The organism is Phenylobacterium sp., from assembly GCF_036264965.1.
In the GTDB taxonomy this organism is placed as follows: domain Bacteria; phylum Pseudomonadota; class Alphaproteobacteria; order Caulobacterales; family Caulobacteraceae; genus Phenylobacterium.
The window spans coordinates 1-26735 of record NZ_DATAPY010000115.1; the positions used below are offsets into that span (position 1 = coordinate 1).

19 protein-coding genes and 1 pseudogene are annotated in these 26735 nt (G+C 68.8%); 11 read left to right on the top strand and 9 right to left on the bottom strand.

Features of this window, described 5'->3' with window-relative positions; genetic code table 11:
• Nucleotides 1–206 (bottom strand): annotated as a pseudogene (locus VHS75_RS14815) (IS5/IS1182 family transposase); the annotation flags it as partial.
• A 484-nt stretch (nt 207–690) separates the two neighbouring features.
• Between VHS75_RS14815 and VHS75_RS14820 the strand changes: the two are divergent.
• The 3 genes from VHS75_RS14820 to VHS75_RS14830 are packed head-to-tail and all read left to right on the top strand — an operon-like array spanning nt 691 to nt 5242.
• Nucleotides 691–2190, top strand: a complete 1500-nt coding sequence (locus VHS75_RS14820; RefSeq protein WP_329639390.1) for a S10 family serine carboxypeptidase-like protein — start codon at nt 691–693, stop codon at nt 2188–2190.
• Nucleotides 2187–3776 carry a S10 family serine carboxypeptidase-like protein gene (locus tag VHS75_RS14825; RefSeq protein ID WP_329639391.1) on the top strand — a complete coding sequence of 530 codons (1590 nt, stop codon included), beginning with the start codon at nt 2187–2189 and terminating at the stop codon, nt 3774–3776. Before VHS75_RS14820 ends, VHS75_RS14825 begins: the two co-directional genes overlap by 4 nt.
• Nucleotides 3777–3781: 5 nt before the next feature.
• On the top strand, nt 3782–5242 hold the full coding sequence (locus VHS75_RS14830) for a S10 family peptidase (protein WP_329639392.1): 1461 nt from the start codon (nt 3782–3784) through the stop codon (nt 5240–5242).
• Here the strand turns inward: VHS75_RS14830 and VHS75_RS14835 are convergent.
• On the bottom strand, nt 5239–6483 hold the full coding sequence (locus tag VHS75_RS14835) for an aminotransferase class V-fold PLP-dependent enzyme (protein ID WP_329639393.1): 1245 nt from the start codon (nt 6481–6483) through the stop codon (nt 5239–5241). The genes VHS75_RS14830 and VHS75_RS14835 overlap by 4 nt on opposite strands.
• Nucleotides 6484–6635: 152 nt before the next feature.
• Nucleotides 6636–7118, bottom strand: coding sequence for an Lrp/AsnC family transcriptional regulator (locus VHS75_RS14840; protein WP_329639394.1), 483 nt, complete (start codon nt 7116–7118; stop codon nt 6636–6638).
• 163 nt (nt 7119–7281) lie between these two features.
• Between VHS75_RS14840 and VHS75_RS14845 the strand changes: the two genes are divergently transcribed.
• From VHS75_RS14845 to VHS75_RS14880, 8 genes are all read left to right on the top strand, one after another.
• A complete protein-coding gene (locus tag VHS75_RS14845) occupies nt 7282–8445 on the top strand; it encodes a pyridoxal phosphate-dependent aminotransferase (RefSeq protein ID WP_329639395.1) in 1164 nt (387 codons plus the stop codon).
• A gap of 254 nt (nt 8446–8699) precedes the next feature.
• Nucleotides 8700–11750: a TonB-dependent receptor domain-containing protein gene (locus VHS75_RS14850; RefSeq protein WP_329639396.1), complete on the top strand. Its 3051-nt coding sequence runs from the start codon at nt 8700–8702 to the stop codon at nt 11748–11750.
• Nucleotides 11751–11842: 92 nt separating this feature from the next.
• Nucleotides 11843–12808: an ornithine cyclodeaminase family protein gene (locus tag VHS75_RS14855; protein WP_329639397.1), complete on the top strand. Its 966-nt coding sequence runs from the start codon at nt 11843–11845 to the stop codon at nt 12806–12808.
• A complete protein-coding gene (locus VHS75_RS14860; protein WP_329639398.1) occupies nt 12805–14514 on the top strand; it encodes a hypothetical protein in 1710 nt (569 codons plus the stop codon). Before VHS75_RS14855 ends, VHS75_RS14860 begins: the two co-directional genes overlap by 4 nt.
• Nucleotides 14515–14659: 145 nt before the next feature.
• Nucleotides 14660–16684, top strand: coding sequence for an amidohydrolase family protein (locus VHS75_RS14865; RefSeq protein ID WP_329639399.1), 2025 nt, complete (start codon nt 14660–14662; stop codon nt 16682–16684).
• The gene (locus VHS75_RS14870; RefSeq protein WP_329639400.1) at nt 16681–18387 is read left to right on the top strand and encodes a hypothetical protein; all 1707 of its coding nucleotides are present in this window, start codon (nt 16681–16683) and stop codon (nt 18385–18387) included. The genes VHS75_RS14865 and VHS75_RS14870 overlap by 4 nt, the downstream gene beginning before the upstream one ends.
• Nucleotides 18388–18400: 13 nt before the next feature.
• A complete protein-coding gene (locus VHS75_RS14875) occupies nt 18401–19735 on the top strand; it encodes an APC family permease (RefSeq protein WP_329639401.1) in 1335 nt (444 codons plus the stop codon).
• Nucleotides 19736–19749: 14 nt separating this feature from the next.
• Nucleotides 19750–20184, top strand: coding sequence for a Rid family hydrolase (locus VHS75_RS14880; protein WP_329639402.1), 435 nt, complete (start codon nt 19750–19752; stop codon nt 20182–20184).
• A gap of 273 nt (nt 20185–20457) precedes the next feature.
• Here VHS75_RS14880 and VHS75_RS14885 read toward each other — a convergent pair whose 3' ends face one another.
• The 6 genes from VHS75_RS14885 to VHS75_RS14910 form a co-directional block, all read right to left on the bottom strand.
• Nucleotides 20458–21363: a fumarylacetoacetate hydrolase family protein gene (locus tag VHS75_RS14885; protein ID WP_329639403.1), complete on the bottom strand. Its 906-nt coding sequence runs from the start codon at nt 21361–21363 to the stop codon at nt 20458–20460.
• Nucleotides 21360–21806 carry a GlcG/HbpS family heme-binding protein gene (locus tag VHS75_RS14890; RefSeq protein WP_329639404.1) on the bottom strand — a complete coding sequence of 149 codons (447 nt, stop codon included), beginning with the start codon at nt 21804–21806 and terminating at the stop codon, nt 21360–21362. Before VHS75_RS14890 ends, VHS75_RS14885 begins: the two co-directional genes overlap by 4 nt.
• Nucleotides 21803–22303 carry a nuclear transport factor 2 family protein gene (locus tag VHS75_RS14895; RefSeq protein ID WP_329639405.1) on the bottom strand — a complete coding sequence of 167 codons (501 nt, stop codon included), beginning with the start codon at nt 22301–22303 and terminating at the stop codon, nt 21803–21805. The genes VHS75_RS14890 and VHS75_RS14895 overlap by 4 nt, the downstream gene beginning before the upstream one ends.
• A complete protein-coding gene (locus VHS75_RS14900; RefSeq protein WP_329639406.1) occupies nt 22293–23633 on the bottom strand; it encodes an MFS transporter in 1341 nt (446 codons plus the stop codon). Before VHS75_RS14900 ends, VHS75_RS14895 begins: the two co-directional genes overlap by 11 nt.
• A gap of 12 nt (nt 23634–23645) precedes the next feature.
• Entirely contained in the window at nt 23646–25601 is a 1956-nt protein-coding gene (locus tag VHS75_RS14905) for a PHB depolymerase family esterase (protein ID WP_329639407.1), read from the bottom strand.
• 61 nt (nt 25602–25662) lie between these two features.
• Nucleotides 25663–26712, bottom strand: coding sequence for a hypothetical protein (locus tag VHS75_RS14910; RefSeq protein WP_329639408.1), 1050 nt, complete (start codon nt 26710–26712; stop codon nt 25663–25665).
• Nucleotides 26713–26735 lie beyond the last annotated feature (23 nt).

Below are 26735 nucleotides of genomic sequence, written 5' to 3' on the forward strand. Positions count from 1 at the left end.
AAGAGCATCGCCCGCAACAGCCGCTCCGGCGCGATCGACGGGCGGCCCAGCCGCGGCGGATAGAGCGCCGAAAAGTCCTCGCTCAGGTCCGCCAGAGCGGCGTTTGCGATCTCCCGGATCGGCCGCAGCGGATGATCCCGCCGCACCCGTGCCTCCAGGTCCACGTACGAGAACAAGGACCCACTTCGATCGTCAGAGCCACGCATCTCCAACCCTCAAGCCTCGCTCGAAGGAGTGAATCATGCCGAGTCCTGCGCCGCTACCGACTTCTTCAACAGCCTGCTAGGCCTCGACGCCGCCGCCTCGTGGATCATCACCAGCGAACTGAACCGCTTCATCTGGCCGGACGGCGGAATCCTTGGTGAACGCCGGGGAGGCGAGGGCTCTTCATGGCTACCTCGACCATCTCGCCACTAACGGCTTTGCGTAGATTCCCAGGCCACTGCTAATCCCGCTTTTGCGCGCTGACTGCCGCAGGCCTAGCGGGAAGGGCGGTTGGCATTTCTGTTGGTGTCGTCGCTGACTTCGCACGCAATTCGCCTCGGCGGCGTGGGGCCTGCCAGCCCCGCCAGCGTGGCTTTCTCGCGTCGTGCATGAATTATGCGCAAGGCTGGCGGGCTTGCGCATGTTTGCGAAGAAAATGCAGGGCCGCAGCGCTAAACTCGATCTCTCGGGTGGGGAGATGCGCGGATGACTCAGGTCGGGCGAGCGGCGGCTATGGGCGCGGTTCTGGCGTTTGCGGCCGCCCTGACGTCCGGCGGGCCCGCGTCCGCCGCGGCGCCGCTGCTGCTTATGCCCGGCGACGAGCCGGGCGTCGTCACCCAGCACAAGATCACGACATCCCGCGGCGTCCTGAGCTACGAGGCCCGCGCAGGGCGGATTCCGATCCGCAATGCCGAGAACGGGGAGGTGAAGGGCTGGGTTTTCTTCACCGCCTATGTCGTCAAGCCGAAGGCCGGCGCGAAGCCGCGCCCTCTGACCTTCGCCTGGAACGGCGGGCCGACCGGGCCGGCGGTGTTGGTTCAGACCGAGCTCCTCGGCCCCCGCCGGGTCGAGGGCGCCAAGTTCGTCGATAATGCCGAGAGTCTGCTCTACGCTTCGGACCTGGTATTCATGGATCCGGTGGAGACCGGCTTCTCGCGGCCGGCCAAGCCGGAGTTCGACAAGGAGTTCCTCTCCACGCTGGGCGACTTCGCCGAGACCGCCGAGTTCATCCGCGCCTGGAGGGTGAAGTTCGCCGCCGAGAAGCAGCCGCTGTTCCTGTTCGGCGAGAGCTACGGCACCTGGCGGGTGAATGGGGCGACGGAGCTTCTCGAAAAGCGCGGGATCAAGGTGGCGGGCGCCATGCTGTTGTCGGGCGGCGTCCCAGGTTCGCTGATGCCGTTCGAGTTCCAGGACGCGTATTATGTGCCGGCCCGCACCGCAACGGCCTTCTACTACAAGCGCCTGCCGCCCGACCTGATGGCCGACCGCGCGGCGACCCTGAAAGCCGTGGACGCCTGGGTCAGCGACACCTACATGCCGGCCCTCCAGCGCGTCGGGCAACTCTCCGACGCCGAGCGCGACAAGGTGGCGAACGACCTGGCGCGCTTCACCGGCATTCCGGCTGCGATGGTCGACCGCAAGACCCTGGTGGTCTCCAACCGCGCCTACCTGCAGGGCTTCTTCGGGGGCGACAAGGCCAAGACGCTTAACACCTATGACATGCGAATCTTCGGCCCGGACCGTGAGGCGCCCGGCTACAAGGCCGCGATCCTCGACTACCTGCGCGGCGAGCTCGGCTACCGGACCGACCTCAACTACGTGGACATCGAAGAGGGCTACATGCCGACGCCGGGTCCGGCACGGCGCTCGACCGGCAGCCGCTGGGACTACAACCACACCACCATCACCCCGGAGATGATGGCGCATATGAACGCCGGCGGCGGGCCGCCCGCCTCGCAGCCCTGGCTGCAGAACGCCATGCGCGCCGACCCGGACCTGAAGGTGTTCGTGGCCGCCGGCCGCTACGACAGCCTGAACATGTGCGAGGGCAATCTGAAGATGACCGGCAAACTCGAGCCGGCGCTGGCGGGCCGCTTCGCCGACCACTGCTACGAAGGCGGGCACATGATGTACAAGGTGCAGCCCACGCGCCTGCAGCTCTCGAAGGATATCGAAGCCTTCATCAAGGGCGCCACCGCGCCATGATCGGCGGCCCGCTTCGCACGCTGCTCGTCGCCGCGCTGGGCTGTGCAAGCCTGGCGGCGGCGCCCGCGCCCCGCGCGGCAGCACCCGCGCCGCCCGTGACGCCGCCGGACCAGATGGTCGTCACCCACGGCCAGGTGATGATCGCGGGCAAGCCGCTGCGCTACACCGCCCGCGCCGGTCTGATCCCGCTCTACGACAACGACACTGGCGCCCTGATGGCCCGGATGTTCATCGTCGCCTATACGGCCGACCGCGCGCCGGGCCAGCCGCCGCGGCCGTTGACCTTCGTCTGGAACGGCGGGCCGGGGTCGAGTTCGTCGCAGGTGCACCTGGTCGGCTTCGGCCCAAAGGGATTCAAGACCGCGCCGACCTATCCGCAGTGGAAGGGGCCGCCGACCGAGATCGCCGACCGGCCGGATACCTGGCTGGCCTATAGCGACCTGGTGTTCGTCGACCCGATCGGCACCGGCTACAGCCGGGCCACCACCGACGCCTATCGCGACATCCTCTACACCCAGCATGGGGACGGCGAGGCGGTGGCGGAAACGATCCGGCTGTACCGCACGCGCTTCGACGCCTTCGACCAGCCCCTGTTCCTGGCCGGCGAGAGCTACGGCACCACGCGGGCCATGGAGGTCGCGGGCGACCTGGCCCGACGGCGCACGCCGGTGGCCGGCGTGATGCTGATCTCAGGCTTTTTCGACGTGGGCCAGACCGTGCCCCGGGCGCTCAATCAGGCGCTCGAGCTGTCGATGTTCACGGCGACGGCCTGGTACCACAAACGCCTGCCGGCCGACCTGCAGGCCATGAGCCAGGACGCCGCCGTCCGCGAGGCGATGGGTTGGGCGCGCAGCGCCTATGCGCCGGCGCTGGAGAACCCCGACACGCTGAGCGGCGAAGCGCGCGCGGCGATCCTGGCGGGTCTGCATCGCTATACCGGCCTCGATCCCAAATACGTCGAACCCAAGACCCTGCTGATCGACAAGGGCGTCTTCACCGACCGCCTGCTGGAGGACCGCGACGAGGAATTGGGCCGCTATGACGCGCGCATGGCGGTGGCTCGGCGCAACCTCGTGGGCCAGTCCTGGCTGCCGACCCACGACCCGAGCCTGGCGCCCATGCTGGACCTGATGGAGGGGACTTCCGTCCCGCTGATCCGCTACATCCGCGGAACGCTCGGCTACCACTCAGACCTGCTCTACCGTGGGCCGTTCGGCGAGGCCTTCCATCCGCAGCCGATGGTCGCCCAGCCGGGCGGGCTGGGCGACGACTGGATGACGCTGATGTGGAACCGCGCGCCCAGGGCTTCTCTAAAAGAGGGTCCGCCGCCGGCGAAGGAAGCGCCGCCGCTGCGCCAGGCCATGGACGCCCAGCCGCACCTCATCGTCTTCAATGTGCGCGGCATGTACGATGGCGATTGCGCCGGCCTGGACGAGGCCGTGGCCCGGTCCGACGCGGCCTTGCGACCGCGTATCCGCAACCGCTGCTATGCCGCCGGACACATGGTCTACACCGACGATGCGGTGCGGCTGCAGCTCTCCCGCGACTTCGCGCAGTTCGTGCGCGACGGCGTCGCGGCCCGGTGAACCTGATGAACGTCCGCCTGATCCTCATCGCCGCCCTGGCGCTCGCCGCCGCGACATCCGCCGCCGCTCAGGGCCAGCCGCGCGTGGCGGCGACCCAGCATGTCGGCCACTTCAACGGCCAGACCGTGAACTACACGGCCACCGTCGCCGAGCACTTCCTGCACGACGCCAAAGGGACGCCGACCGCGTCTGTGATCACCATCGCCTACGTGCGTGACGGGATGGCGGACGCCTACAAGCGGCCGGTGCTGTTCTGCTTCAACGGCGGGCCGGGCGCCTCGTCCTCGCCCACCCACACCCAGGCGCTGGGGCCCCTGATCCGGACCGACGCGGGCCTGAACAACCGGTCCGCCGAGGTCTTCCATGAGAACGCCTACAGCCCGCTCGACGCCGTCGACATGGTGTTCATCGATCCTGTCGGCACGGGCTTTTCCCGGCCGCTGCCGGGCGTCGATCCGAAGCCCTACTACAGCGTCACCGGCGATGCGCTGGAGGTGAAGGGGATCATCGCCGACTGGCTGAAGGACCATCACCGCGAGGCCTCGCCGCGCTACATGCTGGGCGAGAGCTATGGCACCAACCGCGCCGCGGCGATCGTCAAGAACGGCAAGGACCTGCCCTTCGACGGCGTGCTGCTTGTGGCCCTGGCGGCCAATGTAGGCGGGCGCGAGATGCCCTATGTCTCATCCTTGCCGACCATGGCGGCGGGCGCCTGGTATCACCAGAAGATCAACCGCAAGGGCCGCAGCGTCGAGCAGGTGTTCAACGAGGCGATCGACTTCGCTCGCACCGACTACGTCACCGCGCTGATCAAGGGCTCGAGCTTGCCAGCCGCGGAGAAGCACCGGATCGCGGCGCGGATGTCGGCGCTGATCGGCCTGCCGGTCGAGCTGATCGAGAAGGACGATCTGCGGATCTCCAAGAACGAGTACATGTTCAATCTGCTGAAGGACAAAACCCTTCGGACAGGCCTGCTGGACGTCACCGTGACCGCCCCGCTGGTCGCCGGCGCCGACGGCGGCATCGACGATCCGGCCCTGGGCGTCCAGCCCAAGGGACCGCCGGGCGCACCACCGCTGACCCCGGACAAGATCGGCCCGGTGCCTAGCCCCGCCGTCGGCGCCTACCTCACCAACGACCTGAAGTTCCCGACGAGCGACACCTACATCGGGGTGAACTTCACGGTGAACTCGCAGTGGAACTACGAGAAGCGGACGAACGATTTCGAGGATCTGGCCGCGGCGATGCGGGCCAATCCGAACCTGCGGCTGTTCTGGGCGGGCGGTTACTACGACCTGACGACCCCGGCGTATGGCGCGCACTACACGCTCGACCAGGTGGGTGTGCCTCCGGCCCAGCTCACCGCCGACTATTTCCCCGGACCGCACGGGGTCTATGCGGGCGAGGCGAACCTGAAACGGTTCAACGAGGCCGTCCGCGCCTTCGTGTTAGCCGGGCGGCATTAGGCCGGCGGATTGGCGGGAAGGGCGGCGAGCAGCTTGTCGACGTCGTTCATGTCGTTGAACACCGCGAGCGAGGCGCGGAAGCGGTGCTGGGAGACGGTGATCTTCACATTGGCCCTGTCGAGCAGGGGCGGCAGCTTCTTGCGGGCGTCCTTCAGGGCGAAGGCGACCAGGGGCGTGCGCGTGCCGAGCGGGGTCATGGGCTCATAGCCGCGGCGGCGGAGCTCGCTCTGCACGGCGTCGATCAATGGCTGGCGATAGGCCTGGATCGCCGGCACGGTCAGGCTCTCGATGAAGCTCAGCGACCAGTCGAGCTGCACGGCGCCGGTCCACGACGTCGTGCCCATGCCGAAGCGGCCGGTGGCCCCGGGATCGTAGCCATAATCGGCGTCGTGATCGGCCGGCGTGTCGTAGGGATAGACGTGGGTGATGAAGCGGCCGCCAACCTGGTGATAGCCCCACCAGGGCCTGGGGAACCGGTCCTGGATCTCCTTGCGCACATAGAGGAAGCCCAGGCCGAAATCGCCCATCAGCCATTTGTAGGAAGAGGATGCCGCGAAATCGACGCCGGCGGCGCGCAGGTCGATGGGGGTCGAGCCGGCGGCGTGGACCATGTCGACATAGACTATGGCGCCGTGGGCGTGGGCGATGTCGCAGACCTTCTTCAGGTCGTGCTGGAAACCGTTGGCGGTGGAGATCGCGCTGATCGCCACCAACTTGGTCTGGCCGTTCACCGCCGCGGCCATGGCGGCGTAGTCGATGGCGCCCTCCTTGGTGAAGGGCAGGGTCACGACGTCGACGCCGGCCTTCGCCAGTTCGCCGTAGGTGTAGAAGGAGCCGAAGAAATGTGCGGCGTCGGTGACGATCCGGCCGCCGGTCTGCGGATAGCCCATGGCCTTCAGGACCAGGTTCTCGCCCATGGTGGTCGATTGGATGAAGCAGAGCTCGCTGGGCTCGGCGCCGACCAGGGCCGCGAAGCGCGCCATGACGGCGGCTTCCTTCTTGTCCATGTCGTAGCCGGGCGTCGTGCCGTCGCGGGTCTTGTAGCGCAGGTACTCTTCCAGGGCCGTGCGTGCGCCCAGCGGCATCGGATGCGTCGAGCCCGAGTCCAGATAGGCGTAGGGCATCTTGGCGAAGGCGGATTTCGCGGGCAGGGCCGGGGCGGTTGTCGCCGCCTTGGCGGCGCCAGCCAGCACGGGCGCGGCGGCGGCGGCCGTGACCAGCGCGCGGCGAGTGAAGCTCATCGTCCCGACCCCAGGTTTTCGCGCATCCGCGCCCCCGCGCCGATGCTAGCGCTCCGCGGCCGGATTATCCTTGCTTAGTTCCGGGACCCGCTTTGGCGGCGTGGATCGAATATCCAAGGACCGCACTGCGCCGTGCATGACCCATGCGCGGATCAGCGGAATTGCCGCGCCCGCAGCGGGATGGCGGTGGTGCTCTTGGACTCCGCGAGCGTCACGATCGATCGCACGTCGATGACGCCCGGCAGCTTCAGGATCACGTTGAAGATGAAGTCCTGGTACCAGGTCACGTCCGGCGCCAGCACTTTCAGCATGGCGTCCATCTCCCCGAACACTGTCCAGCATTCCAGGATCTCGGGGATGTTGTTGATCGCCTTGTGGAAGGCTGCGCGGTCACCCTCGCTGAGGGTGGTCATCTTCACCTGGGCGAAGATCTGCATGTGGAAGCCCAGCTTCTGGGCGTCGACGATGGCGACCACCGCCTTGATGTAGCCGTCCTCGCGCAGCCGCTGAATCCGCCGCCAGCAGGGCGACTGCGACAGGCCCACGCGCTCGGCCAGTTCGGCCGTCGACAGCGAGGCGTCGCGCTGCATCAGGTCGAGGATCTTGATGTCGATGGCGTCGAGCGTGGCTGGCATATCTTATGTTCACTCGTCGGAGTTGCTGCATAGCGGATGCGCTATCGGAGCCCGTCGAGCACCACAAAGGCAAGAAAAACCATGCCCGGCGGATAGGATTGGCTCTGGGATCCCAGCGTGTGCGCAGGGGCGGGACGGGCTCGGTTCAGTTGGGGGCGACACCTTGAATTTTCCGCGCGCGGCGGAGGGGCGCGGCCCCGGGCCTGACTCCGACGACAGCTATTCGCGCTGGGTTCGCACGGCGATGAAGGCGGCCGCAACAGCGCCCGACGCCGCGGTGCTGTTCGACTCCACCATCCGCGAACCGACCGAGCTTCTGACCGGCGCGGTGCGCCGCGCGTTCGGCGGCGCGGTCACCGACCGCTACGAGAGCGTCTTTGCCGAGGGCAACCGCTATGTGGTCGCCGCCGTGGCGGCCCGGCACGGGGTTTCCCCCGATCAGGTGATCGGCGCTACAGGCGCCACCAGCGCCGTGGCCCTGGTGCTGAAGGCCCTGGTCTCGCCCGGCGACAATGTGCTGATCGAGCAGCCCTGTTTCGATCTGTTGCCGAGCCAGGCCCGCGATGCCGGCGCCAACGTCACCGCCCTGCCGCGCCGCGCCCCGGACTATGCCGTGGCCGCCGCCGACATCGCGCGCCTGGTCAAGCCGAACACCCGCCTGGTGGTGCTGACCCAGCTACACAATCCCTCCGGCGCTGTGCTCAACGCCAAGACCATGGGCGAGCTGGCGGCCGTGTCGCGTCAGACCGGCGTGCCGATCCTGATCGACGAGGCCTATGCCGAATTCGTCGACGGGGGCGTCTGCGCCGCGCGCCTGGGACCGGAATTCATCAGCGTCGGCAGCCTGACTAAGGTACAGGGGCTGTTTGCGCTGAAGTGCGGCTGGGCGGTCGCCGCGCCCGAGGTGATCGCACGCGTCCAGGCCGCGACGCCGCAGGGCGACTATGGCGTCTCCAAGCTGACCCATGCGGTGGCGGCCTTGGTGCTGGAGGACCGTGCGCCCTTCGACGCCCATTGGCGCGCGGTGCTGGCCGAGGCCCGGCCGGTGGTCGAGGCGCACGTCGAGGCCATGGCGGCGGACGGCCTGATCGAAGGCGCGTTGCCCAGCGCCGGCTGCATGTTCTTCCCCAAGATCTGCGGCGTCGACGACACCCGCGCGCTGGCCCAGTGGCTGTGGTCGGAGCACGGGGTGCTAGTCGCGGCCGGCGAGTATTTCGGCCAGGGCGGCCACGTCCGCATCGGCTTCGGCGGTGGGCGTCCGCAGGCCCTCGACGCCGGGCTGACCCGCCTGCATGCGGCGCTGAAGGCCTATCCCGGCGCGTGCTGAGCGAAGGCCATGAATGCTGCGCCGCAACCTCGCCGAGACACCATGATTCCGCCGCATCCCAGGGCCTCGCGCATTGGCCATGCAGGATCGGGCGCCGCCGTGCATAGGCCATGTTTGACAGTCCGGTGACGCTTTGAAGAACGAAAAGAAAAACCGGCGTGTGGTGACTAGTGTCCATGAGGGTGTGGCGGCTTGCACGCAGAGCGTCTGTGGGGACGCGGCGGGACGCTGAAGACAAGACTTTGGGGGATCAGATGAACATGGGTTCGGCTCGGCGGCGTCTGTTCGCCACCACGATGATCGGCAGCCTGGCGCTGACCGCGGCCTTGGCCGCGCAGCCAGCAGCGGCGCAGACCGCCTCCGCCGCGGCCAAGCCCGCCAATGACCTCGAGGAGGTGGTGGTCACTGGCTCGCGCATCCACCAAGCGGCTACGGACACGCCGGCGCCGGTCGAAACGGTCACCCAGCAGGACCTGACCGACCGCGGCTTCGTCACCGCCGGCCAGGCGTTGAACGACCTGACCTCCATGGTTCCGGCCCAGGCCCTGTCCACGGGGCCAGGCGTCGCGTCCGGCAATGGCCAGACCTTCCCCAACCTGTTCAACCTCGGTCCGGGCCGGACTCTGACCCTGGTGGATGGCCGCCGCTATGTCAGTTCGGCCACGCCGGTGACCAGCACGAGCTCTGGTTCCGGCTCAGGCGTCGACACCAACCTGATCCCCGTCGGCCTGATCGACCGGGTGGACGTGGTGCAGGCGGGCGGCGCGGCTGTCTATGGCTCCGACGCCATCGCCGGCGTGGTCAACTACGTCCTGAAGCAGAACTTCCAGGGCCTGGAGATGGACGCCCAGACGTCGATCACGTCGCGCAACGACTATCCCCAGAACAGCATCCGGGTCACCGGCGGCCGCAATTTCATGGACGGCCGGGGCAACGTCGCCCTCGACGTCGAATGGTCGAAGTCCGACCCGTTGAGCACGAACGACCGGCCGACCTCGGCCTTGTCGCGCAGCACCAGCGGCACGACGGAAATCCTCAACTCGCGGTTCTACGAATTCAATACCAACGGGGTGATCTTCACGATCCCCGCGCCGGTGCCGGCGTGCGGCGGCCAGAACTGCTTCCTGCGGGTCGGCGGCGTGCCGCAGCAGTTCTCGGCGGACGGCGCCTCGCTGGTCGCCTTCAACCCGGGCGTGAACCCGATTAATGGAAGCGGCCTGCTGATCCCGCCCTTCGCCACCGGCGGCGACGGCTTCCCGCTGAAGGACCTGTCGGGCCTGTTGACGGGCGTCGAGCGCCTGAGCGCGAACCTGCTGACGCACTACGACGTCACCGATCACATGAAGCTGTCGGGATCGCTGCTGTTCGGTTCGACCCGCGCCGACGATCCGCAGGGCAGCCAGGGCTTCAGCCAGACGATCCTGAACCCTGCCGCCTCCGGCGCCGGTCCGATCGCTTTCACCAAGGCCAACCCGTTCCTGACGGCGTCGGAGTTGGCGGCCCTGACCGCGGCCCAGCCCAGCTTCGGCGCCGGCGCCCCGCTGTTCCTGTCCAAGGATTTCGTGGACCTGCTGCCCAGCCAGGACTTCATCACCACGACGGACAGCTACCGCTTCCTGCTGGCGCTTGACGGCGACTTCAACCGCTTCGGGCGCGATTTCTACTACAGCCTTTCCTACAGCTACGGGCAGGTCGACTCGAAGCAGCAGGGCTGGTCGATCAACAACGCCAAATTCAAGAACGCGATCAGCGCGACGACTAACGCCCAGGGCCAGATCGTCTGCTCGATCAATGCGGTGACGGTGGTCGATCCGTCCTGCGCTCCGATCAATCCATTCGGCTCCAACACCGCCAGCGCCGGGGCGGGGAGCTATGTGTCCACGCCCGTCGGCTACTCCTACCAGAACCAGCAGGATGACTTCCTGGCGACGCTCGGCGGAGACATCTTCGATGTGCCGGCCGGCAAGCTGAAGTTCAGCGTCGCCTATGAGCACCGGGTGGAGTCCCAGGCCTTCAACCCGGCCGCCGCGATTCAGCTCGGTCTCACGGGGACGGGCACGCTGACCTCCCCGACATCCGGACGCTATTACACGAACGAATATTCCGGTGAGCTGCTGCTCCCGGTTCTCGGCGAGGGCTTCAACCTGCCGGGGTTCAAGACGGTCGAGCTGTCGGCGCAATACCGTTTTGTGGACAACTCCATCGCCGGCACCGAAGACGTCTGGGGTCTGGGACTGCGTTGGGAAGTCGTGCCCGGCTTCAGCCTGCGCGCCTCGCGCAGCCGCAACTTCCGCGCGCCGACCCTCTATCAGCTGTTCGCGCCCTCAACGACGGCCCTGGCCGGCGGGGTCCAGGACCCTTGCGACTCCCGCTTCATCAACGCCGGCACCAACCCGGCGGTGCGGGCGCAGAACTGCCTGGCGTTGTTCAGCGCCAACCCGCTCTACGGCACGGGCAGCGCCGGCACGGCTCCCGTCGGCTCAAGCGCCGCGGCCCGTCTGGCGGGCTTCCAGGACACGGCGGTGAACTTCTCGACCGCCCAGGTCACCTCCGGCGGCAACCAGACCCTGCAGAACGAAGTCTCGGACACCACGACCTACGGCTTCGTCTTCCAGCCAGCCTGGGTTCCGGGGCGGCTGACCGTGGTCGCCGACTACATCAGCGTCGACCTGCAGAACGGCCTGACCAGCTTCACGCCGACCAACTTCAGCCAGGCCTGCTTCGACGCGCCCGGCGCCAATGGCGCCACCTGCGGCTTCTTCACCCGCGACGGCGTCGGCAACATCGCCACCGCCGTCAGCACCACCTTCAACGCGGCCTCGCTGAAGTACAAAGGCGAGACGATCGACGCGACCTACAGCTTCCCGCTGGAGTGGATCGTCAGCCCCGACAAGGAGGGCAACGTCGAGCTCGCCCTGGAAGCGACCCACAACGAAACCTTGAAGCAGACCGTCCAGGGCGTGGTGACCGAGCTCGTCAACACCGTCGGCACCTTCGGCTTGCCGGAGCCCCGCTGGCAGGTGCGCGGCGATGTCCGCTACATCCGTGGTCCCCTGCGGGTGACCTACGAGGCCTTCTATCTGCCGTCCGCCCTGGCCGTGGCCGGCGCGACGGCGGCCAACAACGCCCACCCGTTCATCGAGAGCAACCTGCGACAGGACATCTCGGCCAGCTACGACTTCGGCCGGTACCAGGTGCGCGGCGGGGTGCACAACTTCACCGACGAGATGCCGTCCTATCCGACGCTGAGCTACGGCGACATCATCGGCCGGCAGTTCTTCCTCGGCGTGAGGGCGCGCTTCTAGAACCACTCGTCGGCCCTTGCCAACTGGGCGGACAGAGGGCGGCAGCGGACCCCAAACCGGCTGCCGCCCTCGCATTTTTTTGGAGTCGCGGGATGCCGACCACGGTGGGCCGCCTGATTGTGTTCGATGCCGCCGAGGTGCGCCGCCGGCTGGATCCCGACGCGACGCGCAAGGCTGTCCGCCAGGCGATGATCGCCCTCTCCGACGGGCGCGTCCGCCAGAACCTGCGCAGCTTCATCGGCCTGGGCGACGGCCGCACCTTTGCGATCATGCCGGCGGCGCTGGGCGACCGCGCGGCCTTCGGCGCGAAGCTGGTCAGCGTTTTCCACGACGGCGCCGGGCGCAAGACGCACGAGGGCCTGGTCGTGCTGTTCGACGGTGAAACCGGGGTCCCGGTTTGCGTCGCCGACGCCGGCGAGGTGACCGCGATCCGCACCCCGGCGGCGAGCGCGGCGGCCACCGAGGCGCTGGCCCGCCCTGACGCCGACAACCTGGCGGTGCTGGGGCTCGGGCGTCAGGCGATGGGCCATATCGCGGCGCTCGCCCGCGTGCGGCCGCTGAAGTCTGTGCGGGTGTGGGGCCGCGACGCCGGCCGCGCCCGGGCCTTCGCCGAGCGCGCCGCGCAGGAAATCGGGTTGCCCGTCGAGGCGGTCGCCGACGCCGAGCGCGCGGTGGCTGAGGCGGCCATTATCTGTACGGTTACAGGCGCCACAGATCCGGTGTTGAAGGGCCGGTGGCTGGCGCCCGGATCCCACGTCAATCTGGTGGGCTCCAGCAGCCCGGCCCAGGCCGAGGCCGACGATAGCGTCGTGACCCGCGGCCGTTTCTTTGTCGACCATCGAGAACATGTATTGGCCCACGGTGGAGAGTTCCTGCGGGCAAGGGCGCAGGAGAGCGCCATCGCCGCCGAGATTGGGGAGGTCTACGCCGGGACCACGCTAGGCCGCACCTCGGCAGACGAGATCACTGTCTACAAGTCCCTGGGCCACGCCGTGCAGGATCTCGCGGCGGTCGCCTGGCTCCACACCCAGACCGCAAAGGCCACAGGCGACACATGACTCGAAGCCAAACCCGGCCGCTGGCCGCCGCCATCGCACTCGCCGCCCTGGGCCTTGCGGCCTTTGCGCCGGCGCCGGGCGCGTTCGAGGTGAAGCTGACGCCCGGCCATATGGACGCCAAGGCCGGCCGCGGTTTCCTGGACGTGACCCTGGAGATTCCCGACGTCGAGGTCGCCGCCGGCGCGCCGCTGCTGACCCTGCCCATCGTTATCGCCAACACCGACACGGTCGCGACCACGCTCACCGGCCTGACCGCGACCGATGCCGCCGGACCTGTGCCGCTGACGGTCAAGGACGATCCTGTGGCGATCGCCTATTCGCGTCACTGGCTGGCCGGCCGGGCGGTGAACGGCGCCGTGACGGTCCACTATCGCGCGCCCATCGATGACACGCCGCCGGCGCGGGGTTCCGGCCCGCCCTATAGCCTGCGCACCGAGGGCGGCGGGCTTTCGGCGGTCGGCAACACCTTCATCCTCCTGCCGGAGGGGAAGCGCGCCTATCCGATCACGCTGACCTGGGACCTGGCCGCCCTGCCCAAGGGCTCGACGGCCATGTCGAGCTATGGCGACGGCGAGGTGCGCATGCCGGTCGGGCCGGCGTCGCGCTTGCACTCAGCGCTCTTCATGGCCGGGCCGATGCACCGCGAGCCTGCGCAGGTGAAGCCTGCCGGCTTTTCTGCCGCCTGGCTGGGCGAGCCGCCCTTCGATCCTAGGCCCCTGATGGTCTGGGCGGGCAAGCTGCACGGCTGGATGAGCGGCTTCTTCAAGGACCCCGCCGAGCCGCCCTATCGGGTGATCCTGCGCTACAACCCGATCAACGCCGGCGGCGGCGCAGCCCTGACCAATTCCTTCCTGCTGACCTGGGGCGAGAGCGCCAAGGACCCGGAGAAGCTCAAGGGCACGCTGGCTCATGAGATGATCCACACCTGGACCGCCAGCGGCCTGGGCGGCCAATGGTACGGCGAGGGGATCGCGGTGCACTACCAGGCGCTGTTGCCGCTGCGCGCCGGAATGATCACGCCGGACGACTTCCTGAGCGACCTGAACGCCACGGCGCGGCGCTATTACACCAATGCGCTGAACGGTACGCCCGACCGCGAGATCGCCGCGCGGTTCTGGGAGGACACCCGCATCCGCACCCTGCCGTACGATCGGGGCGCGATGTATTTCGCCGTGCTGGACGGTCGGATCCGGCGTGCGTCCGGCGGCGCCCACAGCCTCGACGACCTGATCAACGAAATGGTCCGCCGCCGGCGCGTCGGATTGCCCATGGACGAAGCCGCCTGGCTGGACCTGATCGGCAAGGAGCTGGGCGAGGACGGGCGGCGCCTACACGCCGACATGCTGGCCGGCAAGCTGATGCTGCCGAGAAGCGACGATTTCGGTCCCTGCTTCAGTCGCACGACGGCGCGGTTCCGCCGCTTCGACCTGGGCTTCGAGCCCAAATCGCTGGTGGGCGACATCAAGACCATCCGCGACCTACAGCTGGACTCCGAGGCCGCCAAGGCGGGCCTGCGCAACGGCGACGTGGTGACCTACTCGGTGGCCATGGACTCGGTGCAGGGCGATCCGACGCGGTTCTTGACGCTGAAGGTCACCCGCGACGGCAAGACCTTCCCGATCACCTACCTGCCGCGCGGCGAGATGGTGGACGCCTATCAGTGGGTTCGCGTGGCCAGCGTGGCGGACGCCAAGTGCGTCTACTAGCCGGGCCGTCCGCATAGCCTATACCGTGTGGCGCACCCATTCGCATTGAACTTGCCGGGACTTCCGAGGCTTCGCGATAGTTCGAATAGAAATACCGAGCCTTGCGGGTAGGATAAACCTCTCGACCGGGGAATTGGCGATGGGGATGGGCCGTAGTGTGATCGTCGGCGCTGGCTTGGCGCTGAGCCTGGCCCTAGTCCTGGTTGGGACGGTTCACGCCGAGACCCAGAGCTTCGTCGCCATGGCCGGCGGCGAGAAGGTCGGCCACCTGACCGCCGAGGTCACCGGCCGCCACGTGGCCATCGACTACGCTGTCGTCAACAACGGCCGCGGCCCCAAGGCGCGCGAGCAGATCGACCTCGACGCGGCCGGCTTCCCGACCGCCTGGACCATCGAAGGCGAGAGCCTGTTCGGGGCTCCGGTGCACGAGCACTTCGCTTGGAAAGCCGGCTCCGCCGAGTGGGCGAGCCAGGCGGACAAGGGCCAAGTTCCGGCCGACAGACCGATCCTTTACATCGGCAACGACGTCAGTCCCTGGATGCTGGGCGTCTATGTGAAGGCGCTCCTGAAGGCGCCCGGCCACACCCTGCCGGTGCTGCCCTCCGGCGCCCTGCGCGTGCAGGAAATGCGCAAGATCACCCTGGGCGAGGGCAAGGCGGCCCGGACGCTGATCATCTACGAACTCTCCGGCATCGACCTCAGCCCCGAGTACGTCCTGATGGACGCCAGGGGCGAGCTGTTCGCGGCCGGTGGGGTGATCCGCGCGGGCTACGAGGGTGAACTGCCCAAGCTCGCCGAGGTGAACCGCCAGATCGCCCAGGCCCGCGCCGAGGACGCCCAGAAACAGCTGGCCCACCGCTTCGTCGGGCCCGTGCGCATCCGCAACGTGCGCATCTTCGATCCGGTGGCGCTGAAGCTCACCGGGCCCTCGCAGGTGGTGGTCTACGGCGACCGCATCGCCACGGTGACGCCTGAGGACGGCAGGCCGGCGATGAAGGGCGAGACGGTGATCGACGGGCAGGGCGGGACGCTGGTTCCCGGCCTGCACGACATGCACTCGCACACCAGCCTGGCGTCGAACCTCTTCAACCTGGCCGCCGGCGTCACCGCCACCCGCGACATGGGCAACGACAACCAGGCCCTGCTGGCGATGATGGACGGTCTGAACGCCGGCCGGCTGGCGGGTCCGCGCATCGTACGCAACGGCTTCCTGGAGGGCCGCAGCCCCTATTCGGCGCGCAACGGCTTCATCGCCGACACCCTGCCGCAGGCGATCGACGACGTGCATTGGTACGCCGATCACGGCTACTGGCAGATCAAGATCTACAACTCCTTCCCGCCGGATTGGGTGGCTCCGGTCGCGGCCGAGGCGCACCGGCTGGGTATGGGCGTCACCGGCCATGTGCCGGCCTTCTCCTCGCCGGATCGGGTGATCCGAGACGGCTACAACGACATCGCGCACATCAACCAGCTGATGCTGGGCTGGATCCTCGACCCGACTGAGGACACTCGCACCCCGCTCAGGCTCACGGGCATGGCGCGGGCCAAGGACCTGGACCTCAACTCGGCGCGGGTGCGCACCACCATCGAGCTGATGAAGAGCCACCATATCGCGCTCGACACCACGACCATGACGCTGGAGCGGCTGATGCTGTCGCGCTCGGGCGAGGTGCAGGCCGGCGATCGGCCATACCTCGACCACGTGCCGATCGGCTACCAGCGCTACCGCCGCCGCAGCTTCGTGACGATCAAGACGCCGGCCGACGACGCCGCCTACCAGGAGAGCTTCAAGACCATCCTACAGGTCATGAAGCTGCTCGACGATGAGCACATCCAGATGCTGCCGGGCACCGACGACACCACGGGCTTCGCGCTTCTGCGCGAGCTGGAACTCTACCACATGGCGGGCTTCTCGCCGGCCCGGGTGCTGCAGATGGATACGCTGAACTGCGAGCGGTACTTCGGCCGCGACAGCCAGGCGGGCAGCATCGAGCGTGGCAAGCTGGCCGACTTCATCCTGGTGGACGGCGATCCCACCCAGGACATCCGCAAGATCCGCAACACGCGCATGACCATGGTCGGCGGCGTGGCCTACTACCCGTCGGAGATCTACCAGTTCCTGTCGATCCGGCCGTTCACGACCCCGCCGCCGGTGACGGTGGCGCCATGATCCGCGGCCTGGTCCTGGCCTTCGCCGCCGTTCTGGCGCTGGCCGCGCCCGCCGCGGCGCAGGGGCAGGGGCAGGGGCAGCCGCCGCATCTGACCCTGACCCTCAGCCCGCACGCGACGGGCGGCGCGGACAGCTATCTCGGCGTGCGGATGGTGCTCGAGCATCCGGGCTTCAAGGCGGGCGAGGGGCTGGTCCACCTGCCCCTGACCCTCGTGGGCATCCCGACGGCGCGCTACGACGGCGAGGCGCTGACCGCCCGCGACGCCGAGGGGCCGATCCCGCTCAGCCAATCCGAAGAGCCGCCGACGCCGCAGGGCGTCTACCGCCGCTGGAGCGTGGGCCGCGCCACGGTGGGCGACGTGATCATCAGCTTCCACGCCCCGCCGCGCCACATCACCGCCGCCACCAACAACGGCCCGCTGTTCGATCTGCGCGAGGAGGCCAGGGCCTTCCTGGGCGCGGGCGTCGGCTTCATGGCGACGCCGGTCCGGCCGGGACCCTGGCGGGTGCATCTGAGCTGGGAGCTGCCGCCGGGTTCGGTCGGCGTCTGGTCATTGGGCGAGGGGATCGTGGACACCGTAGCGCCGTCCGAGGTGCTGGCGTTCAGCTACTATGCCGCGGGCCCGCTGAAACGCTATCCCGCCGCGGCGGGCGGCCACTTCAGCTTCTATTGGGCCAGCGACCCGCCGTTCGATCCTGCCGATCTCGGCCAGCGGGTGCGCGCGCTTTACGACTACATGGCCAACTTCTTCGACGACAAGGCGTCGAGCTACCGGGTTTTCGCTCGCGGCAATCCCTACCTCGGGACCGGCGGCACCTCGCTCGCCCACTCCTTCATGTTCGGCTATCACGCCCCGTCCAAGCCCACCGCCGACAGCCTGCAGCTGCTGGTCGCCCACGAGATGGCCCACACCTGGCCGGCCATGCAGGGCGAGCATGGCGACACCGCCTGGTACAGCGAAGGCACGGCCGAATATTACTCCCTGGCGCTTTACTGGCGCGCCGGGGCGATCCCGCTGGAGAAGGTCATCAAGACCCTGAACGAGCGAGCCGACGCCTACTATTCGAACCCCTATCGCGGCCTGACCAATCCGCAGGTCGCCGAGAAGTTCTGGAGCGATCCGGTGGCCCAGACGGTCCCCTACGGCCGCGGCTGGCTCTACCTCGTGCAGACCGACACCGAGATCCGGCAGGCGTCGAAGGGCGCCCACAGCCTCGACGATGTGGTCAAGGAACTCCGCCGCCGGCAGGTCGTGGGCAAGCCCTACGGCATCGCGCAATGGCTGGAGCTGGTGAGCGGCGAGATCGGCCCGGCGAAGGCCAAGGCCGGCTACGATCACATGGTCTCCGGCGGTCTGCTCACGCCCTTGGACGCCGCCTTCGCGCCCTGTCTGTCCGTGGAACCTCACCCTGCGAAGCCCTTCGAACTGGGCTTCGCGCGGCGCTCGCTGAACGACGACCGGGTGGTGCGCGACCTCGTTTCCGGCTCGGCCGCCGAGAAGGCCGGCGTCCGCGACGGCGACGTCATCGTCGAGGTCAGCGACGTGAACAAGGTGCGCGCCGACGAGACCCTGCCGATCGTCCTGACCTTGCGCCGGGACGGGAGCCAGCAGACGGTGAGCTATCTGCCCAGGGGCGCCGCCATTGGAGGCTATCGCTGGGTTCGCAACACGAAGGCGCCGGACAGCGTCTGTCGTTTCTGAGCGCGGAGACGCCATGACCGAGGCCGCCCCGCCGCTTGTCCCCCAACTGCCTTCAGCCGAGCTGAAACGCGGCGTGCGTATGCTCGACCTGATCATGCTGGGCGCGGGCACGGCGATCGGGGCGGCGATCTTCACGGTGCTGGGGCCGGCGGCCAAGGTCGGTGGCGCGGGCATATTGATCGCGACGGGCGTCGCGGCGCTGCCGATGGTCTTGTTCGCGCTGGTCTATGCCTGGCTGGCCTCCACCGCGCCGGCAACCGCGGCGTCCTACGAGTGGCAGCGGCGGTTCACTCATCCGGCCTTCGCCTTCGGCATCGTCTGGATGCGGGTGCTGGCCAACGCCGTGGTGATGATCGTCTACGGCCAGACCCTGACGAACTACCTGCAGAAGATCTGGGATTTTCCAGCCAAGCCGGTGATGCTGGCCTTCTTCACCCTGCTGTTTGCCGTGAACTATATCGGGGTCGCGGTGGCGGCCCGGGTGCAGACGCTGCTGATGCTGGGCCTGCTGGTGGTGCTCGCCGGCTTTGTCGTTTCAGCGGGGCCGCACTTGCAGCCGCACCTGTTCGCCGACGCGCTGGCCGGCGGCTGGCTACCGATCGCAGCCACCCTGCCGCTGATGATCCAGCTGTTCCTCGGCATCGAGACCTCGACCGAGGTCGGCGAGGAGGTGGAGGACGCCGAGCGCGTTGTGCCGCTGAGCGTGGCCGGCGCGCTGGCGCTGACCGTGGTGGTCTATCTCTCCGTGGCCTTCGCCGCGCTCAGCCTGATCGGGCCGACGGCGCTCGCGGCCAGCAAGGCGCCCCTGCTCGACGCGGCCAAGGCGGCGCTGGGCGGCTGGGCGACGCCAGTGATCGTGGCGGCCGCGACGCTCGCGCTGACCAAGTCGATGAATGCGACCTTCCTAGTCTATTCGCGGTTCCTATTCGCCATGGGCCGGGCGGGCTCGCTGCCGGCGCCCCTGGGCAGGATTCATCCGCGGTTCGGAACGCCCTATATCGCCACCACCGTGGCCTTCGCCGCCTCCTGCGCGGGCCTGTTGCTGCCGACCAGCCTGCTCTTCCTGCTGCTCGCGGTCAGCGTGCCGACCATGCTAAAGTACATGGGCACCTGCATCGCCGCCTGGAACGCGGCCGACAAACATCCCGAGGTGGTCGCCCAGGCGCGGCTGAAGTTCAGCCCAGGACTGGTGAAAGTCCTGGCGGTGCTGGGCGTCGTGGCCGCAATTGTGATTGCCGCGCTGGGGGTCACCACCGACATCCGCCCCTACGGCCTGATCGGCGGCTGGCTCGCAGCCGGCATGGCCTACTATCTGTGGCGTCGCCGCCGCCTCACTGCGGCGGCCTAGAGGAGAGTGACCAGATGCGCGCACCCCTGATTGCCGGGATCGCTCTGGCGCTGCTGGCCGGACGGGCCCTGGCCGCGCCGCCGGAATATTTTCCGCCGGCCAACGCGGCGAGCCCGTTCTCCGAGGCGGTGAGGGCGGGCGACCTGCTGATCGTCTCGGGCCAGCTGGGCGTGCGCCCGGGCCAGCCGGCGGCCTTCGAAGACGAGGCCAAGCGGGCGATGGACAATGTCGCCGCGGTCCTCGGCCGCCACGGCGCCTCGATGAACGACGTAGTCAAATGCACGGTCCTGCTGACCGACATGGGCAAGTTCGCGGCCTTCAACAGCGTCTATGTCGGTTACTTCAAGCCAGGCCACCTGCCAGCCCGGACGGCCATAGGCGTCGGCGCGCTGGCGGCGGGCGCGGCCGTCGAGGTGGAGTGTTGGGCTTACCTCGCCCCACGGGACTGAGACTATCTTCGTGCAGCATCAGCAAAACGGATGTCGCACGCGGAGAGCTGGCGCATTTGTTGGTATCGTGGACAATAACGGGCGAGGGGCGGGCGCCACCATTCCGCGGCATGGGCCGAGGCCAATGGGGATGGCGCCGGGCGCGTCGGCGCGCGCGGTCATGAGGATCTCGTCCCCGTCCTCAAGGAAACCGCGCCGCTCGCCGTTCGGCAGTTCCAGCGGCTCGGCCCCGCCGCGGCCAATCGGAATTGCGAGGTGTGCTCGGGGCTCCTGCTAAGGCGCGGCGGACGCCTTTGGCCGGTGCGGTGCCTCCGCGTGCGGCTCGTCGATGACCAGGTTCTCGATGTGGCCCAGCCCCTCGACCTCCACCCTCACGCGCTCGCCAGGTTTCAGCCATAGCGGCGGCTCGCGGTGTTGGCCGACGCCGGCCGGCGTGCCGGTGGTGAGGATGTCGCCGGGCTCCAGGGTGAAGACCGCCGACAACTCCTCGATCATCTCGCCGAAGCCGTACATCAGCTCCGCCGTGGAGCCGTCCTGGCGCAGTTCGCCGTTCACCCAGGTCCGCAGGCGAAGCGCCCCCGGATCGCCGAGCTCGTCCGGTGTGGTGAGCCAGGGGCCGACCGGCCCGTGGGTGTCGAACGACTTGCCGAGCGTGGCGGTGGGCGCGCGCTGCTGCCAGTCGCGCACGCTGACGTCGTTGCAGACCATGAAACCGGCGATGAATTCAGCCGCGTCGGCCTTGCGGACGTGGCGCGCCGGCCGCCCGATCACCAGGGCCACCTCGCCTTCATAGTCGAGCTGGTTGGAAACCCGCGGCAGGTGGATCGGGTCGTAGGGGCCGTTCACGGCCGTGACCTGCTTGTTGAACCAGTTCTGGTGTGCTGGCAGCGACCGGCCACGGCGGAGGACCTCGTCGGCGTGGGAACGGTAGGACAGGCCGAGGCCCAGGAACTTGCGCGGATCGGGCACCGGCGCCTTCAGCCGGACATCGTCCAGCGGATGGCGGCGCGCGCGCGTCGCAGCAGTCCTGGCGGCGGCCAGCGCTTCTGGCCCGTATGCGAGCAGCTGACGCATGTCGGTGGGCAGTGAAGGATCGACCGAGGCGAGGTCGGCGATCTCCTGGCCGACGACGACGCCGACACGTGTCTCGCCGCCCTGGCTGAAGGTCGCAAGCCTCATGCCGGCTGCGGGCCGTGGCCGGGGTCGGCGACGAGGCCGACCTCCCCGATGCCGGCGAGGGCGCAAGCCTCGTCGTTGTCCGGCATGTCGCCGCTGACGCCGACCGAGCCCAGGATGTCGCCGGCTTCGTTGCGCACCAGCACGCCGCCTGGCACCGGGATCACCCGGCCCTGGGAAGTGGCGGCGATCGCCGCGTAGAAGGCCGGCGCTTCCTTGGAGCGCATGGCGAGATCGCGCGCACCATGGCCCATGCCGAGCACGCCCCAGGCCTTGCCCTGGGCGATCTCAGGCCGGAGGATTCCGGAGCGATCTTCTCGCTTGAACGCGATGAGATGGCCGCCGGCGTCCAACACCGCGATGGTCATGGACCGGAAGTTGTGCTGGCGGGCGTGCGCCAAGCCCGCATCGACGATGCGGGCGGCGAGATCGAGGGAAAGCGTCATGGGCGGGCCTCCGGGGTGGGCGCAGACGCATCGGCGCGGGGCAGGCGCAACGCGTACTGTCGCTGGTAGATATGCTCGGCGAAGCGCCAATCGCCGTCCGCGTCGCGTACGCAGCGGCCGGTGACCTCGCCCAGGCGCATCTGCACCTCGTGCTCCGACTGGGCGGGCTCGAAGGCATAGTTCGTGAGGATGACGCGGAGGCGCACGGCGGCCTGGCCATCCTGCGTGAGCACAAGGTTCGACCACAGATGCCGTGTAGTGCGGCGGGGGTCCGCCAACCGCTGGCGGTAGAAGTCCTCGACCTCGGCGGGCCCCGTCATCGGCTTGTCTCCGGGCTTGAATACGCCGTCCGGGGCGAACTGAGCGGCTATGTCGGCCGGGCGGCGGCCGTCCACGGCGTCGGCGAAGCGGATCAGGAGACGTGCGACGCCTTCAATGTCGAGGCCAGGGGCCTCGCCCGCCGCGAGGGGCCCCGGTTGGACGCTCTTACCCGGCATGGCCGATGCTCCCCGCCGGATGCGGCTTCAGGACCCGCAGCCCGATGGCGGCGACGCCCAGGGCGGAGCCCACCGACATCAGCCCGACGAGCAGGAACAACATCGGCACAGGCGTGCCCGTGGCCAGGAGCGCCCCGCCCAGCAGCGGCCCGACGATCGCTCCGATCCGCCCGACGCCGATCGCCCAGCCGACGCCGGTGGCGCGCAGCGGCGTCTCGTAGAATGAGGCGCAGAAGGCCACGGTGCACATCTGGGCCCCCAGGCTGAAGACACCGGCGCACAGGCTTGCCCCGAGCAGCCAGCCGCCGGAGCTGCCGGCGCGGCCGATCAGCATGATCGCGACCGCTCCCAGGGCGAAGGCGCAGCTAATGTAGGCGGTGGCGTTGCCGTAGCGGTCTGCCAGGCGGCCGATGGCCAGGCAGCCGATGATCGCGCCCAGATTCACAGCGGACACCGCCAGCACCGCGCTCTGCATCCCGACACCGGATTGGCGCGCGATGATCGGGATCCAATTGATCAGGAAGTAGGTGAGCAACAGGCTCAGGAACAGCGTCGCCCAGAGCAGCAGGGTGCCCAGCGCTCGGCCCTCGCCGAACAGGCTGGCGACCGATGAGCGCCCCGGCGCCGGGGCGACCAGGACCTCGCCATTCCACAGCGGCGTCCAGCCCATGCGGTCCAGGACCCGGCGCAGGCGGACGCGGTCCTGGCTCTGGGCGAGGAAGCGTGCGGACTCCGGGACGGCGGCGGCGATCAGCGGCAGGAACAGCAGCGGGATTGCGCCGCCCGCATAGAAGAGACTCGGCCAGCCGAAGGCGGGGATCAGCCGCGCAGCGGCGACGCCGCCGATCACCGCACCCAGCGGGAAGCCGCAGAACATCAGCGAAACCAGGGTCGAGCGAAGGCGGGCCGGTGCGAACTCCGAGGTCAGCGAGATGATGAGCGGCAGGGCGCCGCCGAGCCCCAACCCGGTCGCCAGGCGGATCCCAGCCAGCGCCGCGGCCGTGTGGGCGAATGGCGTAGCCAGCGTGATCAGTCCGAAGCCCAGCATCGAGGTGAGCAGCGCTGGTTTGCGCCCGAAGCGATCGGCGACGACACCCAGGCCCAGCGCTCCCAGCAGACTGCCGAACAGGCCCGCGGCGAACACCAGGCCGAAGGCGGGCGCCTTCACTGCCCCGGTCGCGATGATCGCCGGCGCGGCCAGTGCGATCGACTGAGTGTCGAAGCCGTCGACCATGGCCACCAGGGCGCACAGCAGGATGATCATCGCCTGCGCGCCCTTCAACGGCGAGGTGTCGACGATGGCTTCCAGATCGAGCTTGCCCTGGATCACGCCGGCCTCCTGCTATTTGGCCGAATAGGCGAGGCTGCCGTCCGGATTGCGCCGCCAGTGCTTGAAGTAGTCCCACTCAAGCTGCGCCTCGCGCGGATCGCCGCCGTGGGTGAGGTCCAGCACCCAGACGAATTTCAGGAGGTCGCGGGGCGTCGGATCGGCGCTGGCGTAGGTCCAGGTCCGGAACCGGCCCTGCGGGTAGCGGGCGTCGACGCCTTCGCCCTTCAAGACGCCGCCCGGGACCAGCACTCGATAATCCGGGCCCGTCGAGCTGTGAAACGGTCGGGCCGTGTCCGGCGTCGAGATGCGGTTGTAGGCCTTCATCTCGTCCAGGGCCCCCTGCAGGATGCCCTTGTCGGGCAGCTCGCCATCGACGGTCCCGCCGCGGTCGGCGGTCCCGTAGACCAGCATCATGGGGATGCGCAGATCCGACTTTGCCTTGACTTCGGAAATCCGGGCCTCGACGTCCTTGGGCATCGGGCCGATGCCGCTGTTGGGCGAAACCGCCGCGAACAGCTGCGGCTGGGCCACCCCCATGGCGTAGGTGAGGCCGCTGCCGAACGAGAAGCCCTGCATGTAGACGCGGCCAGGATCGACGCCGTAGTCGGCCTTCATGGCCGCCGCCACCGCCTGCACGTAGCTGGCGTCCGGCCCCGCCGGGTCGTCGAAGTTCCAGGCGTCACGCTGACCCTGCAGATAGACGGTGATGAAGCCTTCCTTCTCACCGACCTCATGCATCCTGATCTGGCTGAGGTACTGCCAGGCTGGGAAGCCGAAGCCGTGGGCGCAGAGGACCACGGGCAGGGCCTGGCCCTTGCGGTAACTCGAGGGCGTCTTGACGTAGTAGGTGTAAGTCCGGTCTCCGACCTGGAGGGTGCGGATCTCGAACGCCTTTTCCACCTCCGCCTTGGTCAGCATATGGCCGAGATCGCCGTTCGGTGATGAGGTCCAGCGGGCGACCTTCGCGAAGAGGTCGTTCCAGATGACTGAGGCGGCCGCCTCGTCGAAATGCGCGCCAGCCGGAAGCACGGTGGTGCGCACCTGTTGCGCGGGGTTCTCCGCTGCGGTGAAGACAGTGGTCGGGAAGCGCCCGAAGGTCGCTTGAGCGCCCGCGGCCGCCACGTGGTCGGCCTGTTTCCAATAGCCGCTCTGGCGCGCGTCGACGCCGCCGGCGCCGAACAGCCAGATGGCGGCCGGCACCTGGTTTTTCTGCTGCTTCCAGACGGGCGTCAGCGCCTTGCCGCCCCAGAGGTGAAGCAAGTTCCCCTCCGCCGGCTCGCTGCCCTTGGCGTAGGCCTCGTCGAACGCGCCAGGACCGAAGGTGGCCACGGCGGCGTAGAGGCCCGGATGGTTCATGGCGAAGGCCTGGGCCACGCGGGCGCCTGCGCCGACGCCGGTCAGGTACTGGAAGGGCGCCCAGGTGCGGATGCGGGGCGGCCCGTCGCCGCCACGGCCGCCGCCGCCCGGCCCCGCGCCGCCTTCGCCGCCGCCCCGCCGCCCACCGCCCTGACCGCCCGGCGGCGGGTCCAGGGTCATATGCGTGCCGGCATGGGAGAGGACGGCCTTCAGATAGGCATCCTCGCCGCCGGACATCGGGCCCCACTGCTTCTGCTGCGCTTCGGGGAAGACCACGACGAAGCCGCCGGCGTCGGCGACCCTGGTCCAGCCGGACTGTTGGGCGAACTGGGCGGCCGTCTGGCCGTCGTCGTGCAGGGCGTAGACGACCTGGTTGAAGCCGACGCGGTCGGCGCTGGCCGGGATATAGTAGAAGTAGTCCCGGTCCTGGCCATCGACGCTGACCATGCCCCGGTGGAGGCCCGCCGCGTCAGGCGGCTGGGCGACGCCGGGCGGGCCGGCGGGCTGGGCGACAGCTGGGGCGCTCGCGGCCACCGTCAGCAGCGCCACGAGGCATGCGCCCATCCAAAGCCGGCATTCCGCCGGTCCGCGCCCGTCAATTTCTCTATGCATCGCTCGCTCCCGACATCGCATCATCGACCTGTCGCCGGACGCTGAGCGCCCGGCCTTTTCGTCACTGCTCGCAGTAGGGTTGCGTTCCGTCGGCGCGGGCGGCGCAGCGCCAGTTCACCGAGCGGGTGCCACCGATCCAGGTGACCTTGTCCGGCGTGCGCTTCACGTCCCGGACGTCGACGGTCTCCCAGGCGAGGTTGCCGACGGCCAGCGACGTCGCCTTCTGGAGTTGCTCGACGGTGGCCGGCCTGCCCAACTTGACGGGCTTCGGCGCCGCGGGCGCCGTCGGTGCGGGCGCAGCCTCGGCGAGCGCCGCAAGAGACGTTGAGGCGCCGCCCTCGGCGGGCGGCCCGAAATCGCGGGTGTTCTCCTGCGGGTCGTATTCCACCGATTCCCAGGTCGGACGCCGATAGTAGGTCTTGACCGTCGTCCAGGGCTTGGCGAACGCCTTGGGGTCCTCAACCGTGATGGCGTCCTTCAGCGCGTGCCCATCCGGCGACCAGATACGCTCGGTGATGTGCATTGCGTCGCTGTGGCCGCCGCCGCCGGGCAGCCGGGTATTCGCCTTGATGCCGGAGGTGTCGACCACCAGGGTCTTGCCCTCCCAGTGGCCGATCGAATGGCCGAGGGAGCTGGGGAGCGGATTGGTCGGGTGCAGGCGACCGTCGGTGTAGATCTCGCGCGCGCCGCCGTTGGGGGTCAGGATCACGACTTCGCGGCGGTTCACCTGGATGTCGAGGGGGAAAAGGGCGATCATGATCGCCGGCATGGAGCCGTAGAGATTGCCGCCTTGCAGGTTGCGCCGGCCGCCCCCTGCGGCGGCTCGCATCTCGCCGCGCCGGGCAAGGTACGCCTTCAAGTAGTCCTCGGTGTACGGAGGGACTTCAGGTTCGCCGGGCTTGGGCGGGACGGCGTCGTTCCAGACGATGTCGCCGCCGCGTTCCCAAAGGCCGTTCCAGTCGGGCAGATCGGACCACTTCGGCAGCTTCGCGCCACTGGCGGGATAGCGGGCCTCCTGGGCCGTCGCCGGCCCGGCGCACACCAGGCCGGCGGACAGCGCCAAGGCCGCGGCGGCGGACGCCGCAAGCCGGCGGCCAGAATGAACTTCCATGGTCTTCCCCTTGGCGTTTGTTG